This is a genomic window from Vibrio lentus (assembly GCF_030409755.1).
Taxonomy (GTDB): domain Bacteria; phylum Pseudomonadota; class Gammaproteobacteria; order Enterobacterales; family Vibrionaceae; genus Vibrio; species Vibrio lentus.
The window spans coordinates 688,254-704,583 of the sequence record NZ_JAUFQE010000001.1 but is presented as its reverse complement, the minus strand read 5'-3'; the positions used below and the strand labels follow the sequence as shown (position 1 = coordinate 704,583).

General features: G+C 43.0%; 13 protein-coding genes. 9 read left to right on the top strand and 4 right to left on the bottom strand.

Going from position 1 to position 16,330, the window contains the following annotated elements:
- Positions 1-2: 2 nt before the first annotated feature.
- Both QWZ07_RS02855 and QWZ07_RS02850 read left to right on the top strand, forming a co-directional pair.
- A complete protein-coding gene (locus tag QWZ07_RS02855) occupies positions 3-1,103 on the top strand; it encodes an AI-2E family transporter (protein ID WP_076666694.1) in 1,101 nt (366 codons plus the stop codon).
- Positions 1,104-1,763 carry a potassium channel family protein gene (locus QWZ07_RS02850; RefSeq protein ID WP_017109126.1) on the top strand — a complete coding sequence of 220 codons (660 nt, stop codon included), beginning with the start codon at positions 1,104-1,106 and terminating at the stop codon, positions 1,761-1,763. It abuts the gene before it with no gap.
- Between the two features lie 102 nt (positions 1,764-1,865).
- On the opposite strand, the gene QWZ07_RS02845 is transcribed toward QWZ07_RS02850, so the two are convergent.
- On the bottom strand, positions 1,866-2,405 hold the full coding sequence (locus QWZ07_RS02845) for a DUF3332 domain-containing protein (protein WP_017109127.1): 540 nt from the start codon (positions 2,403-2,405) through the stop codon (positions 1,866-1,868).
- 217 nt (positions 2,406-2,622) lie between these two features.
- Complete coding sequence (locus QWZ07_RS02840) at positions 2,623-2,784, bottom strand: hypothetical protein (RefSeq protein ID WP_017109128.1); 162 nt, start codon at positions 2,782-2,784, stop codon at positions 2,623-2,625.
- Between the two features lie 259 nt (positions 2,785-3,043).
- Between QWZ07_RS02840 and QWZ07_RS02835 the strand changes: the two genes are divergently transcribed.
- Positions 3,044-3,637 carry a hypothetical protein gene (locus tag QWZ07_RS02835; RefSeq protein ID WP_102300160.1) on the top strand — a complete coding sequence of 198 codons (594 nt, stop codon included), beginning with the start codon at positions 3,044-3,046 and terminating at the stop codon, positions 3,635-3,637.
- Positions 3,638-3,877: 240 nt separating this feature from the next.
- Here the strand turns inward: QWZ07_RS02835 and QWZ07_RS02830 are convergent, their stop codons facing one another.
- A complete protein-coding gene (locus tag QWZ07_RS02830) occupies positions 3,878-4,087 on the bottom strand; it encodes a hypothetical protein (RefSeq protein WP_004731601.1) in 210 nt (69 codons plus the stop codon).
- Positions 4,088-5,084: 997 nt separating this feature from the next.
- Between QWZ07_RS02830 and QWZ07_RS02825 the strand changes: the two genes are divergently transcribed.
- The 6 genes from QWZ07_RS02825 to QWZ07_RS02800 all read left to right on the top strand — a co-directional run bounded on the left by QWZ07_RS02825 (position 5,085) and on the right by QWZ07_RS02800 (position 15,098).
- The gene (locus QWZ07_RS02825; protein ID WP_192852832.1) at positions 5,085-6,017 is read left to right on the top strand and encodes a siderophore ABC transporter substrate-binding protein; all 933 of its coding nucleotides are present in this window, start codon (positions 5,085-5,087) and stop codon (positions 6,015-6,017) included.
- 99 nt (positions 6,018-6,116) lie between these two features.
- Complete coding sequence (locus QWZ07_RS02820; RefSeq protein ID WP_192852833.1) at positions 6,117-7,070, top strand: ABC transporter permease; 954 nt, start codon at positions 6,117-6,119, stop codon at positions 7,068-7,070.
- Entirely contained in the window at positions 7,063-8,013 is a 951-nt protein-coding gene (locus QWZ07_RS02815) for an iron chelate uptake ABC transporter family permease subunit (RefSeq protein WP_065678809.1), read from the top strand. Before QWZ07_RS02820 ends, QWZ07_RS02815 begins: the two co-directional genes overlap by 8 nt.
- A gap of 12 nt (positions 8,014-8,025) precedes the next feature.
- Positions 8,026-8,790, top strand: coding sequence for an iron ABC transporter ATP-binding protein (locus tag QWZ07_RS02810; RefSeq protein ID WP_017105113.1), 765 nt, complete (start codon positions 8,026-8,028; stop codon positions 8,788-8,790).
- Between the two features lie 319 nt (positions 8,791-9,109).
- On the top strand, positions 9,110-10,135 hold the full coding sequence (locus QWZ07_RS02805) for a response regulator (protein WP_192852834.1): 1,026 nt from the start codon (positions 9,110-9,112) through the stop codon (positions 10,133-10,135).
- The gene (locus tag QWZ07_RS02800) at positions 10,128-15,098 is read left to right on the top strand and encodes a transporter substrate-binding domain-containing protein (RefSeq protein ID WP_192852835.1); all 4,971 of its coding nucleotides are present in this window, start codon (positions 10,128-10,130) and stop codon (positions 15,096-15,098) included. Before QWZ07_RS02805 ends, QWZ07_RS02800 begins: the two co-directional genes overlap by 8 nt.
- Before the next feature lie 94 nt (positions 15,099-15,192).
- Here the strand turns inward: QWZ07_RS02800 and QWZ07_RS02795 are convergent, their stop codons facing one another.
- Positions 15,193-16,083 carry a LysR family transcriptional regulator gene (locus tag QWZ07_RS02795; protein WP_192852836.1) on the bottom strand — a complete coding sequence of 297 codons (891 nt, stop codon included), beginning with the start codon at positions 16,081-16,083 and terminating at the stop codon, positions 15,193-15,195.
- Between the last annotated feature and the right edge of the window lie 247 nt (positions 16,084-16,330).

The following is a 16,330-nucleotide window of genomic DNA, read 5'->3' as shown; positions in this document are numbered from 1 at the left end:
TCATGAAGTTAACCGATGATTTTTCTAAACAGGCGATTGATGCCGCAATTAAGATTGCTGCCATTGCTATGCTCGTCTATTGGTGTTTTTCGATTTTGCGCCCATTCATTCTTTTGGTGATATGGGGCGCGATCATTGCGACTGCGTTGTATCCAGTGGCGGTCGCAATTTCAAATAAAACCGGGATGTCGAAAGGCAAAGCCAGTGCATTACTGAGTTTCATCGGCGTGTTATTGCTGTTGATTCCATTGGTTGCGCTTTCTTCAGGTATCTACACCAGCGCATCCGATTTGATGGCGGGGCTACAAGATGGAACTTTGTCACTGCCTAAACCGAAAGAATCTTTGCAAGACATCCCTTTGATTGGTGAAAAGGTCTATGCAACTTTGGTTCATGCCTCGAACAATATCGAGGGGGTGTTCATTAAGTATGCTGAAGAACTCAAGATATTCGCTTCAAAAGTGGCCTCAGTTTTAGGCTCACTAGGTGGTGGTTTCATTCAATTTATTATCTCGACCATTATTGCTGGCGCGTTCATGAGTAATGCCGATAAATGCCAAACAGGAGTCACTCATTTAGTTGCGCGTTTAACGGACGGCAAAGGTGAAGAATTGGTTCAGCTGTCTAAGTCGACCGTGCGCAGTGTTGTGCAAGGCGTTATCGGTGTTGCTGTGATTCAATCCATGATGTCGGCAATCGGTTTGGTGATTGCAGGCGTTCCTGCCGCTGCATTTTGGGCGCTAGCTGTGCTGCTCATTGCAATCATCCAACTTCCACCGATTCTTGCTCTATTACCTGCGATCATTTACATGTTCAGCGTTGAATCGACGTTAGCGGCGAGCTTGTTCTTAGTGTGGTGTATTTTGGTCAGTGGTAGTGATGCTATTTTGAAGCCGGTATTGCTAAGCCGTGGCTCTCATATTCCAATGTTGGTGATTCTGTTGGGCGCATTAGGTGGCATGGCGATGTCGGGCATTGTCGGTTTGTTTGTCGGTGCTGTGATACTGAGTTTAAGCTATGAGCTGATGATGGCGTGGCTTGGACTTGAAGAGAAAAACCAAGAAGAAACTGAGAAAAAAACTGCAGAGGTTGAGGAAAAATAGATGAAGCCAGTCTCTAAAGACGACAACTTCTACTTCTTATTTTATGCATTGTTAGTGCTGTTTTTTGGCTGTGCAGTGATGCAACAGTTTTATCCGCAAGGTCAAAAGACCATTCTGTTTTTGATCATTATTACTTTGGCTGTTTCGATTGTGGGCATCCATAAAGAGCGAGCCTTGTATCGCTCTTGGTATGGTCTGCTATTGATAACCGCTACGGTGTCGGGGGTATTCTCGTTTTTGGAGGACTATAACCTTTCGATAGTGACGTTAACGGCATTGGCGGTGTTTCTGTTCTCACATATATATTCTGCTCTTAAACAGGTGATGCAAGCCACGAAGGTCACGCCCAATCACATTATTGGTTCTATCTGTATTTACTTACTGATAGGGCTGGCTTGGGCGACCATCTACTTGTTGATTCTGGAAATTTTGCCTAATGCATTTAATGGTTTGGAAGAAAAAATTTGGCTGACGAATCTGTTTAATGCGCTGTACTTTAGTTTTATCACGCTAACTACTGTTGGATATGGTGACATTTCACCGGCTTTGCCCGTCGCACAGTTCTTTGTGTTTATGGAATCCATTATTGGCAGTTTTTATTTAGCCATCATGGTGGCGAGCTTGGTGAGTATCCGGCTTGCACAGTCTCAATCTCAATAGAACACATACAAAAAAGCCCAGCAGTAGCCGGGCTTTTTTTTGTTTTACGTTTTTCAAAGTCAAACGTAGCTTTCAGGTTGAACTCCCTATGAGCTACGAATCTTAAGCTTCAGTGCCTTGAATCTTCTCTAATTCAGCGATAGTCGTTTGTGACACAAGCTGACCATCCATGTAATAGCTCACGTTCTGACCATCTTTGATTCCAGTTAGCGTCGCGGTTTCGCCACTTGTGTAGACAATGTCCATTTGAATGGTGTTTTCGTCGATTTTGATCATCTCACCAGTCTCAATGGCACGATTGTTTGAAATCGGCCCTACAGGCGCTTCTTTGAGGCTTGGATCAAGCTCATCATTCACTTTGAAGTGGGTATCTGTTTTGGTATCAAAGATGTGTGGCGAACCACTGATTGGGTTTTTACCCGTCCAGAACTCCAATGAGTTGAATACCACATAATCGGCCGCGGTAGTAATACCGTATACAGGCGCTAATAAGAAGTTCACACCAGCACGAGCATAACGGTTGTCGACAACTTCGACGTTAAATTTCATCACTTTCCCTGTTACGGCGTTACTACCGATACAACCAGTTAGCGCAGAAGCCAAAACCGTTAGTCCTACAATTTTAAGTGCAATCTTTTTCATTTAAGTACCTGTATAAGTTAGAAGTCTGTTTTGTTGGAACAGGTGTAGTATGGATTTTAATCGATGATCAGTTTTACCATTTAACGCCATCGGCGATATAAAATGGATTCGACTTTAGACACCAAAAGCCAGGTATAAAACGTTGGGTATAAAAAAAGCGCGACCTAAAAGGGCGCGCTTCATGTTTTTTAAAGGAGTGTCGTGCTAATAACAACGGCTACTTCATGACATAGGTATAAGTCTTCACCGCAAGCCAGCGGAAAAATCGGAATAAAAGGGTTGTGGCTTTAACAGTAAACTTGGTGATGGCAACCATTGCTTCTGCAGCAATGCTCATGCATTTATGTAAGTCAGAATCTTTGTATTCAGAATAGGTCATGGTTATTTCTCATTGTTATCTTTCATAAGTAAGTAATGACTCCTGTCTGGCTCTATACCCTGTGCGACTAATGTACGAATATTCGCCGGTTGAGACTTACCATTTAATGCCATATAGATTGAAAGTTAGCCGAAAGAGAAGACGTTGAGATAATTTAAGAACATACCTAGGTGTAACTCATGAAGTTACCGAGAAATCGTGGATAATAGTGGTATGATCGCGGGCTCAGCACCGTGAGTTATCAAGAATAGGAAAGAGAATGACTAACCTTACAGAGCAGCAAGAAGCTGCAATGGCGACGTTTAAGGAAAACTTACACCTTCCAAATGGTGGTTTTCATAAACTGATTATCGAGCTAAGTAAGGAATATCAGCTGCCTTTCCAAAAGGTTCGTGGCGTTTTAAAGAAAGCTCAAAAAGACGTTGAACGTCAAATCCGCGAAGATTTTTCGAGTGTTGATGGAGCGGTTCTTAGCCAAGAAAACTGGTTGAGTATTATTAAATCGAAGCTGGTCGAACTGGCGGAAGATAACCAAACGGTGATGGATAAGCTGCAACTCAATCTGAAATATCAAAAAGTATTGTCGGCAACCAATGGTTCAATCGCAAGTGAAGACGAGCGTGACGAATTGATTGAAGAGCTGATTCAAGCTTATGAGAAAGAGGTGTTCAAACCTTTACTGGCGATGCTGCATACAACAAAGCTGTATTGGAAGTTAATGCTGGTGGATGAGACATGTAAGATGAATGAGGAGAATCGTGAGAAGTTCAGTGATTACCCTCAACACATGCAAGCTGCAGAACACTTATATACTCTTGATCAAAAGCTAAGGTCGATGCCGTTAACTTATTAGTCTATGAACGCAATGATAATGACTCATTGGTGATTCAGAGTTTGATATAAGTTGGTTTCAATAGAAGTACGATAACCTAGCTAGCGTTAGCCGCGTGTGAAATGCAAAAAGGGCTAGGTTTCTAATCTGTTTTACTTCTACTCTATTTTGTTCTGCTAGAGCGAATTGAGGGTGACATCTTTGACTTTTTTTATATCTGTCGAACTAGACGGTGTTTCTTTCTGTAGCCTATGGGAAATGCTATAGGAGTGTGAAATGTCCTAGGGTGTTTCCGTTGCCTGAAACGATAGTTCCGATGCTTTCTCGTTCATTAAATTCAAAGTCGATGAGATAACTGTGATGTTGTAGCTTGGGCAATATGTGGCGGTGGAGTATATCGCTATTGAGCTGTCGAATCTCTGTGACCCATGAAATCTCTTCTTTGTGTAAGTCTATTTTAATCTTGAGCATTTATTACCTTTTAGTTTATTGACTGTTTTTTCGCGTGATAGTTGGTACCAATGGGTTTGTCGTGTTGTTCTGCGTGACATAACTGTGCCTTGTGTTTATTACATTTATATTTAAGTAGTCGATCTATTTTGAATTCGCTAAAAAGAAAGCAAATGATGAATAGAACGGTAGTGGGATCTGATTTAAAAGCTATTGAATGACTATCTAGGTGAAAGCTGACGCAGAGATGGTGTAACGAGGAATCGAGAACTGTCTTTGTGGAACTTGGACTTACTTTAGCATTAACAGCTCTATAGATTAGAGCCAGGAGGCGAACTATACGCCTAGTTTTTTAAATTACAACCCTATTTTCAATTAATTTTAAAAATATTTTTGATTGATTTATCATCATCTGTTGAGGATGAGTGAACGAAGGGGGTGTGATGAGTCATGTGTTTTTAACCCATCTGTGATTTTGCATCTAGTCGTATTCTTTACAATGAGTAATGTCAATTTAACGGCAAATTTGTAGATTCTTAAGTGGCTGTTATATAGCATCTTTACATTGTAAATTGTAATTCGAAATTTTGGCTGAAGTCTAGTGACTTCAGGGGCTATGGTGTGTGTTTACACTTAATGCTTATACACATATTAGTCGTGTTTGCTTTTTACCTGCTCTACGGTTTAGTTTGTTTTTACCATCTTTTTTCCTCTCTAACTTGTGATCATTTTTCCCTTCGCTGCCTTTGTCATTTTTGAGTCACTCTCAATTCTCTCCCGACTACGCAAAACATGAATACCCACTTTTACGTTTCTGAATAACAAAATAGTTGTGCCTCAATTTTATCGCAAATATAATTGATAATAATTATCACTTGCGTTACAAGTTTGTTGTCAATTCCATGGCAAACTTTAAATTATCGTTATTTAGCAGTTGTGTACTCCCCATGCTCATCTATGAGTAGTGTGACTTTTATTGTCATGAGTGGTGGTTTATCTCAATGGCAAAGGAAGAAACATGAAGAAAACTATTAATTCAGTTCGCCAGTTATTGAGCGGACTTGCCATCGTACTTGCATCGTCTTTGATGATGACCGCTCAAGCGGAAACCGTGACTATTGAGCACGTAAAGGGCACTGCACAGTTTGATGAAGTGCCACAACGAGTTGTGGTTCTGGGTTTTGGTAGCTTGGATGTGCTGGATAAAATTGGTGTGAAACCAGTAGGCGCGCCTCACAGCTTAATGCCTGATTACCTTACGTCATACAAAGAAACGACAGCAAACACTGGCTCGTTGAGCGAACCTGATTTTGAAGCTATCTACATGTTGAAGCCTGATGTGATCATCGCAGAAAACCGTATGCTTAAGGTTTACGACAAGTTGGCGCAAATTGCTCCAACCATCATGTTCTCTATTGAGGGTGACAAGTACTGGGCTGATGCTCAACAAAACTGGCGCGCACTCGGTCAGCTGTTTGATAAACAAGCAGAAGTTGAAGCGATCATCGCAGAGACTCAAGATTCTATTGCAGCGGTAAACGACAAAGTAACGTCTGGCGAAACCACTGCGATGATGCTGATGAACAACGGTAATAACATTGCGATGTTCAACAAAGGTAGCCGCTTCTCAATCATCTTTGATGACTTCGGATACGTTGAATCAAAGAGTGCGACAGTAGCGCCAATTAAAGGGACACACGGTAACCTAATCTCGTTCGAATACATTGCCGATGCAAAACCTGAAGTACTTTATGTTCTCGACCGTGAAAAAGCGATTGGTAAGTCAGAAGGTCGCGCACAACAGCTGTTTGATAACCCATTAGTTGCGGCGACACCTGCAGCGCAGCAAGGCAACATCGTTTACCTTGATTCAAGTGCTTGGTATTTAGCGGGTGGTGGCGTGACAGCGATTCACAGAATGTTGGGTGATATTGAACGCACGGTTCAATAGTCACCAATCATCAGATTTTCGGGCTTATAAGAATGTTCTTATAAGCCCTTTTTCACTTTTCATACGGACTCAAAGAGACCTACCTTTAGTATTATTTCTATGTTGAAACCCATTGCCGCTGCTGTATTTCTTGTTGTGTTATGCGTTATGTCGTTGATGATTGGGGTCGCTGAAATCAGTTTTAGTGACTTCTTCAATGGCAACCAACACGCCAATTCCATTTATGTTGTTAGTCGGATACCTCGACTGTTCGCGATCGTGCTAGCTGGGGCGGGTTTAAGTGTTTCTGGCCTTATCATGCAACAGATTGTTCAGAACAAGTTCGCTGCACCTTCTACGATGGGCACGATTGATTGTGCCATGTTGGGTTACATCGTCGGTATTCTGGTGCTGGGTAATGCCGCTCAATGGAGTTACTTAGGCTTTATCTTTGCGTTTGCGGTGTTAGGCACCATGTTGTTGGTTCGCTTCTTACAACATCTCAAGTTCAAGAATGCGGTGCTGGTGCCTTTAATTGGCATCATGTATGGCAACGTTGTCTCATCTCTAACAACCTTTATTGCTTACAAATACGATTTAGTACAAACCATGTCGGCATGGACGATGGCGAACTTTGCGAGTGTATTGCAAGGTAGCTATGAAATCCTTTACCTCGCGGTTCCTGCATGTGTGTTGGCTTATTACTTTGCGAGTCAGTTCAGTGCGGCAAGTATTGGTGAAAGCTTCGCAAAAAACATCGGTCTCAATTATCAGAAGATCGTTTTCATTGGTGTTGCTCTTGTCGCGATCTGTGCTTCTTCGGTGGTGATGATTGTTGGTGTTATCCCATTCCTTGGCCTTATCGTGCCGAATATCGTGTCGTTGATGATGGGCGATAACATGAAGAAAATTCTGCCTTGGACAGCCTACTGGGGCGTGATCTTGGTATTGGCCTGCGACTTATTAGCGAGAGTCATTATCTTCCCTTATGAGATTCCAATCTCGATGGTAATCAGTGTCTTTGGCGGCTTGATTTTTATCTACCTAATCATGAGAGACAAGTCGAATGCGTGATTCAGTAAAAATTGCGATTCTGGCTATCGCGTCTTTGGGGATGGCGGCAGTATTTGTGGGGCAGGGACTTACGTGGGATAACTACGAGTTCTTCTTGTCTCTGCGACTACCAAAACTGCTGTCGATTGTGTTGGCGGCGGTGGCGATTTCTGCATCGTCATTGGTTTTTCAAACCATCACCAATAATCGAATTCTAACCCCTTCAATTTTGGGTTTTGACAGTTTGTACATGCTGGTGCAGACAGTGCTTCTGTTTGTGTTTGGTGGTACTAGCTTTTGGGTAATTGATGCAATCGCGAACTTTTCATTGTCTGTGACTGTGATGATCTTGTTCTCGTTTGCGCTGTTCCATTTTTACTTCAAGAGTAAGCGAAACAACGTATTTACACTGTTGTTGATTGGTATTGTGTGCGGCAGCGTATTCTCAAGCTTAGCGAACTTCTTAGCGATGTTGATTGATCCGAACGAGTTCGCGGTACTGCAGAATGTGATGTTCGCAAGCTTCAATAACGTGAAAGGTGAACTGGTTTATCTCAGCCTTATTCCATTGGGTTTGAGCTTACTTGGCTTGTGGTTGTTGGCTCCCAAGCTTGATGTGCTTTGGCTTGGTGTCGATAACGCAACAAGCTTGGGCGTGAACACCAAGCGACTGACTCAAATTACCTTGGTGATTGTGTCAGTGATGGTCGCGGTATCGACGGCTTTGGTTGGCCCTGTGCTGTTCTTTGGTTTGATCACCGTGAGCTTAGCGCGTCAGATATTCAAATCTTATCAACATCGCGTGCTTATCATCGCGAGCAGTTTGTTAGCGGTCGTTCTATTAGTTTCAGGCCAATGGTTTATCGAAAAAGTAATGGCGTTTGAAACCACTGTGAGCGTGATCATTAACTTGGTCGGCGGTTTGTATTTTATGTTCTTGTTGTTACGCACCAGAATTCAGTAAAGGTAGTAAGTAGTGATTAAATTAACAGGTTTGAGTAAGAAGTATGGCAAGACACTTGTGGTGGATGATGCCAGTGCCATGTTCCCGAAAGGGGAAGTGACTTCTATCATTGGCCCAAATGGTGCGGGTAAAAGTACGCTGCTTTCTATGGCGAGTCGCTTAACCGAAAGTGATGCGGGCGAGGTCGTTATTGGCGATAAATTACTGGCTGAATGGGATACCAAAGAGCTGGCGAAGCACCTTGCCGTCTTAAGACAATCAAACAACATCAATATGCGATTTACGATCCGTGAGCTGGTCTGTTTTGGGCGTTTTCCGCATTCCCAAGGCCGCTTGAAAGACGAAGATCATAAGATCGTCGATACAGCGTTAGAACACCTTGGTATTACCGATATCCAAAACAAATACCTTGATGAGTTGAGTGGTGGTCAGCGTCAGATGGCGTTTATTGCAATGGTTGTGGCACAAGATACCGACTATGTGTTCTTGGATGAGCCACTAAACAACCTAGATATTAAACACTCTGTAGAAATCATGCAGACGCTCCGCCGTCTGGCGCATGAGTTTAATAAGGCGGTCGTTATCGTAATTCACGACATCAACTTCGCTTCTTGCTATTCAGATAACATTGTTGCGATGAAAAAAGGCCAAGTGGTTAAGTCGGGTAAGGTTTCGGAAGTGGTTGAAAAATCAGTGATGGAATCGATCTACGAGATCCCATTTGAGATTCGTGAGTTCGATGGTGTTCGAATCTGTATGTATTATTCTGGTCGTTAGGGTGCTGGTTCGCTAGGCGATTTGATTCTCTAATGACTTAAGTGAAAAGAGCACCCAAGTGAGGAGCTCTTTTTGTTTTTGCCAGTTTGTATTTTGTTAATAAAAGGTCTGGCTTCAAAAGTAATCTGTATAATTTCCTTTGTATTATAATGACTTAATCGACGTAATATTGACTGGTCATACTTCGATAAGTGTTGGTTTGATGTCACTCGAAGATCTACTCTTCACTTTCAAAAAACAATTGCTATTTTTTCTGATTAACCTCTAAAAATCGTTCTACACTATGGTTATAACTGTTTGATTTTTATACGAGGTATCAATGAGTCGTAAACCCATAGTGTTAGTCGTAGATGACACTCCAAGCAATTTGGATGTGTTGACTGCAATACTTAAAGATACCTATCAAGTCAAAGTCGCAATTAACGGTACCATTGGCATCAAGATAGCCAAGATGGTGCCTCAGCCAGACCTCATTCTCCTCGATATCATGATGCCAGATATTGATGGTTATGAAGTTTGCAGACAGCTCAAAGAACAGCCCAATACCGCGCATATTCCCATTATCTTCGTGACTGCCAAAATTGGACCTGAAGCCGAAGTAAAAGGGCTCTCCTTGGGGGCTGTCGATTACCTAACCAAGCCGATAACCCCTGCAATTGCACTCCAGCGTGTGAAAACGCATATCGCACTTTATGACCAACAACGCGCGTTGTTTAGTCAGGTAAAAGAGAAAACCCAAGAGATCAATCTCGGCAAATTAGAGACGTTAAACATATTGGGTAGGGCGGCTGAATTCAAAGATAATGAAACGGGTATGCACGTGATGCGTATGAGCCATTATTGCGAAATTTTAGCCAAGGCGTTAGGCATGACAGACGAAGACGCTGAAACTCTGCGTGACGCGGCTCCGATGCATGATATTGGCAAGATTGGTATTCCCGATAGCGTGTTACTCAAGCCGGGTAAATTGGACGCCGACGAGTGGGCAATTATGCAAAAGCATGTCGAGTATGGTGTTGAAATCCTCGGTAGGCAGAGTGACTCCAAATTGATGCGTATGGCGATTCAGGTAGCGCAGTATCATCATGAAAAATGGGATGGCAGTGGTTACCCAAACCAGATCGCGGGAGAAGACATTCCTTTGGTAGGGCGTATTGCCGCGGTTGCTGATGTGTTTGATGCTCTCACAGCAGAGAGACCGTACAAAAAAGCGTGGAGTGTTGATGAGGCACTGAGCTTGTTTGAAGAACAAAAAGGCAAACACTTTGACCCCAAAATTGTAGAGTTACTGTTTGAAAACCTATCTCAAATCTTAAGTATTAAAGAGCAATTTAAAGATGAGTGATCGCTTCATGTCGTCGCTAAATCGTTTGGTTGTTTTTCTGGTCATTACACTTGTGGTGTGGCCGCTGTTAATGCGACCTACGAATGCTGCTGAGGTAACAGATATTGAGTTAAATCAGTGGTTGGGAAATCAACCAACGGTAACTTTTGTTGTCTTGGCCAACCATTATCCTTACTCATTCATCGATGATGATGGGCAGGTTTCTGGGATCATCAAAGATTGGACATTGGATCTTGAACAGCGTTTTGGTGTTCATGTTCGGTTTGTCACAGTTAACTCGCGTGTCGAAGCTAAAGCCGCGTTAGTCGACGGGCGAGGCGATGTATTCCCATTCCAACAGTTTGACCCAAGTGAAGGTGGCCGTTTTCTTGCGAGTGATCCCTATATTCCTTATCAGGTCGCAGTGATTGTTCCCATCGACAACAAAATAGATACCAACATCGACCAAACTCAAAAGCGCCGCATCGCGATGGTTAATGAAAATATCGACTTGGAGCGAGCCGGTGTCCAATTGAGCGCTATTGAGCGAGTGGATTTTGATAACGTTATTGATGCAGTACGTGCGTTAGGGGCTGGCGATGTCGAAGGCATAGTCGGTGAGCCGATCACTACCATGGATCTTGCGAAAAAAATTGGCGTGCATGATCTCGCGGTCAATTATGTTTTGGAGCATTGGAAAAGGTTAGAAGCATCAATGGTGATTCGTACCGATGAACCAGAGCTGTTGACGCTAATCAACAAACAGGTTGAAACCTTCGACGTTAACAACAAGAACCAAATTCTATCAAAGTGGCTAGATAGCTCTCCTTATCGAGTGCCATTAAAAGGCGTGTTCGGTTTTGGTAACCCTCCGTATATGTACCCAGACAGCACTGCGGTCGGGCTAGAACACGACATTCTTCAGCGTGCTCTTAATGATATGGGATACAAGTTGGGTGACGTTGTCACTCTTCCTCCTAGCGCAGCTCGCAAAGCCATAGATAATAACAATTCTATTGCCTTTGTTTCTGGCGTTCAGTTTGATGACCCCAATACGCACTTTTTAAGTGATAACGTTCTTAATGCTGAGTTTGTTCCGGTTTCGCTGACTCGCCGCAAACTTAACCTCAAGTCCCAGAAAGACTTGTCACTAGGGGCGTTACTCTTTGACGAGACCTCTCCAATCAAAAATTCTGTTGAAATACTGAAGGGTAAGTTAGACATCGAGCGTGTCGAAGATTATGAAGGTCTCGAATCGGCATTCTCACAATTGAGGGCTCAAAACATTGACCTGTTAATGGTTGAACGCAGAGTGCTGGAGTGGTTTATCACCAATACTCGTTTTATCGAAATGGCAGAGCTAACGTTACATGACGAGTATAAGGCTGAGTATCCGATCTATGTTGACTTTAAGAATGAAGAAATCAGAGACAGCTTCAATGCCGCGATTAAAAAGCTTAAACAGGCCGATGATGGTTTAAATCAAATTATCGAGATACAGGTTCAGAGTGATTTAAGCCAAGTCCTTAAAAAAGCGAATATAATCGCGCAAATATCTGCGTATTTTATCGTCAGTGATCGCCTTGAAGATTTGACGGGAGTTTTTGAAATTTTCGATACGGACAGGTCGTTTCAGGTGATCACTGCACAAGCAGATAACAATAATCGCCCGATCAAATCTTGGTATATCGGTAACCTAGTTGATGAATATGGAGAGAAGAAGAACACCTCTCACTTTTCGTCGGTGACCAAGGTAGCGAACTACCGGACCAAAGGCGGAAGTACGAACTCTGGTTCTATGACTTTCTACTTTGATATTAAGTCGTTAGACCGAAATCATGTTTACTTTCCATCCGTCGAACAATTTAGTTCATTCGGTGATGCGGCGAAACGCTATATCGCTGATGTTTACCAAATGAATAATCTGACTGGAGAGATCTTAAACCTAAGCCAAAAAGAGAGGCTGTGGATTAAAGACAACCCGGATGTGCGGATAGGTATCGACCCTAACTCGCTGCCTTATGAAGCGGTATCTAATACCGGTGAATACATCGGGATGATTGACGATTACCTAACGCTCATTGAGCAGAAAACAGGGCTAAGTATTAATCATGTAGATGTCGCAAGTTGGTCTGAAACCCGAAGCTTAGTTGATCATCAAGAGGTTGACCTGGTTTCTGCAGCTCAAGAAAACCACTCATTCGGAGAAAGCGTTAGAGCAGCACAAAGCTTGTTTTCGAGCCGCTTGGCGATCGCATCAAGGCGAGATGTCACTAGCTTAGTATTAGAAGAAGCGGTTGGATGGAAAATTGGTATTTTGAAAAATGCCGCAAACACTGATGCGATAGTAGAGAAATACCCAAACGTTGAGTGGGTGCTGGTTGATTCAACGGCTGATGGGCTGAACAGGCTAGATGATGGGGTCTTAGACGGCATGATCGACACTGTTGATGTCCTCAATTACCTCATTGATTCATTTGGTCATCGAGAGATTGGAATTGTCGGACGACTCGATTTTTTCCTTTCACCCACCTTACATGTCATCAAGTCTGAACCTTTGCTTTATTCCATTGTGAATAAGGCGATAGAGAGTATTTCTGCTGAAGAACATCAAAAGATATCGGCGAAGTGGGCGGCGCCAAAAGCGATAGAAAGAGTCGATTATGAATTGGTTTATACCATTTCAGGCTTTGCTTTGGTGATCGTTCTACTTATCGTTTTCTGGAATCGAAAACTCGCCAAGCAGATAAGTATTGCCAATGATGCGACAGAAGCACTTAAGAAGGCTCAGGATCAGCTCTACAACATGCTCAATAGCTCCCCGATTGCCGCAGCTGTGGTGTTTGAGGAACAGGTTCGTTATGCCAACGACACCGCGAAACGCCTGTTTGGGGTGGAAGACAAGGAACTTTCTTCCATTGACGTGGCTGCCATTCATGATTCTTTATCTGCTCGTGATGAATTACATAGAGAGCTTAAACTCAATGGAAAGGTCGTTAACAAAGAGCTGGTGCTGAGAAGGTCTGATGGAACACGGTTTGTCGCTCTAGTCAGTTACTATTTGTTTGAGCTAGATGGCGAGATAGCCACGCTGTTCTGGGCATTCGATATTTCTGAAATGAAGCGTCTTAACGAGCAACTTGAAGAAGAGAAACAGAGAGCCGATCTCGCAAGCCAAGCGAAGTCTGAATTCTTGGCTAACATGAGCCACGAAATTAGAACGCCGATGAATGCGATTATTGGCCTGTCTTATCTCGCTATCGGAGAAATAGCGAACCCGGTTGCGAAAAACTATGTCGAAAAAGTGCATCGCTCTGGGCATTCACTATTAAGCATCATCAACGACATCCTCGATTTTTCTAAGATTGAAGCAGGGCAGTTGTTTATCGATAGTATTCCATTCAATTCGTTAGCGACCTTCCAAGATGTGATTGATCTTATGGAGTCCAAAGCAGTTGAAAAGCAACTCAACTTGTCGATGTCGGTTGACCCCGCGTTAGACACTCCTCTGCGCGGCGATCCATTAAGGCTGTTCCAAGTAATACTTAACCTTGTTGGTAATGCGATTAAGTTTACGGAAACTGGTAGTGTCTCGCTAACTGTAGCCCTTGTTGAATCAGATAATAACAGCCTGACTATGAAGGTGATGGTGGCCGATACTGGCATAGGAGTTTCTGATGAGAATCTACACAAGCTCTTTGAAGCATTTAGCCAAGCCGATAGTACAACTACGCGTCGATTCGGTGGCACAGGGTTAGGACTCAATATTAGCCAGAAATTGGTTCGTGCAATGGGTGGCCAAATTAGTGTTGAGAGTGTTTTCGGGCAAGGCAGCGAGTTTTCGTTTGTTCTAACATTGCCAAGATCAAGTGTTGAAGAATTGGCAGAGTTTAAAGCCCAAGAGCTGCAACTGGATTACCAGATAGAGTTCAAAGGTCAAAGGGTATTGCTCGTCGAAGATAATGAGTTAAATCAAGATTTAGCTTTGGCATTCTTCACCCGCTCTAATCTGAATGCCGACTTGGCAGAGAATGGAAAGGAGGCACTGGAGTTAGCTCAAAGTAACAAATACGAGATGATCTTTATGGATCTGCAAATGCCGATCATGGATGGTTTCGAAGCTACACGTTTGATTCGTGAGTTTGATAAAGATGTACCAATTATTGCGATGTCGGCCAATGTGTTTGCTGATGCGAAACAGCGAGCGCGAGAGGCTGGAGTCACGGACTTCTTGGATAAGCCAATTATCATCGATAAAGCCACTTCTTTGATTACTAAATACATCGTGCCAGAGGTTTTGGTTGAAGGTAAAGCGTCGTCAGAGTCGCCTTCAGGTAGGATGCAAGATAGCAGCTCTAATAGTTCGACATTAAGCTCTGATGCTCTGATGATTCTCCCTGTTTTCTCATTGCCAAGGTTCGGTCAGCTGACTCATCATGATGTGAAACTGCAAGAGAAGATGCTTGGTAGATTCTACCAAGGGGCGCCTGACATTATGTCGGAAACCTTCGACAACCTAGTGAAAGATGAATGGGCGACATTAGAGCGGAATCTACATACGTTAAAAAGCATGGCGGCTTCTATTGGCGGGTTGCAACTAGCTGAACAACTCGGTGGTCTAGAAAACAAAGCTCACAACAAGGCGTGTGATGAGCAGGATCTTAAACAAGCTGAGCTTGGGTTAATCGAATTGATTAAAGCGGTAGAGAGCAGCTTTGATGAGTCTGGTGCTGAAAGCGTTGAAACGCCATGTACTCAAGAAACTGAGGTGAGAAGCGCTGATGCATCGAATTCGCCTAATATCACTCAAGAGCAGCGTACTCAGTTGTATTCGCTGTTGGATGCTTATGACAACGATGCAACCCAATGCGTGACTGAATTACTGGCACAGTATCCACATTCAGCAGTTCTTAAAGATGTTCGAAGTGCATTAGATAATTACGACTTTGAACGAGCCAAAGAGGTTCTGAGCACTTCTGAGTAGTTGTCTTTTGAACATCACTCCAACATTAAAGCCTTTAGCTCTTGCTGCGAAATAACGAGCTAGCTAAAGGCTTTAATTCTTTCTGTGTCTAGGATTAATTACTGACGTGTTGTTTGATTAGATCGATAAGGGTGTTGTATCTGTGCGGCAGTTTTCGATTTCTTTTCTGAACCAAATACAGTGTTTCTTCAACCTTCACTTTAGGTGTCACAACGTGCAGCTTATCTCTGTCTGGAAAGTTTTCGACAGCCCCTGCAGGTAACACGGTGAACCCAAGCCCTTTTGATACGGGTAATAGAATTTGGTGAAGTTGATTAATGTAGCCAGACTTCGGGATCTCATTGATGTTGATGTTCGCTAAGTCTTTATCTCCGCATAGGTCAAAATACAAAGACAGGTAGTGAGCAGAGTCTGGATGGGCTATGAGGCCGATATTGTGCAGCGCTTCATCGGTAATCTCTAAGTCAGCAAGACTATGATGGACGATTAAGCACAGCGCCTCATTACCAATAACTTGGCTCTGATAATAGCTGTCATTGGGTGAATGTCTGACGATCCCAATATCGGTGGTGCCTTGGATTAGGTCGTTCAATATCTTTTTGTTCGGTGCCGCTTCTAGGTTGATGCTCAGGTCTTGATGTTGCTGCTGCAGTTCAAGAAGCTTGGGATACAGACGCAAAGAGAGTGAACCCGAACAGGATAGATGACATTGCCCAGAATAAGGGTTGTCGAAACTCAGCGATTCGAATAAATCTTCTTGGTCTTTTTCTAGCTTCAGTGCATAGCTATACATAATCCGACCTTGTTCGGTCAGTTCGAAGCTCTTATTTTCCCGAGAGAGTAGGTCACAATTACAAGCTTGCTCAAGCTTTTTGATGTGTTGGCTGACGCCAGGCTGCGTCATATACAGCTTTTCTGCGGTTTGGGTGAAATGACCAACTTCAACCAGAGTCTTAAATGTATTGAGCCAAAGTGGATTAATCATACTCACCTTTAAATGCTAACGCCTATGGATAAAAAGGCTTATAAGTAACAGAGCCTCTAAATAACAAAGCCTATAAACAACAAAGCTTATGAATAACAAAAAATTATTATTATCTCAAGTAATGATAATTTCAACTCTAGAGCGTAAAGCGACTGAGATCAAAGCACCTTTGGTGGAATATTGTTCGAGGTATTAAGATAATGGTCATTTACGTGAGTTCATCACACGTAACAAAGTGTTGCGACTT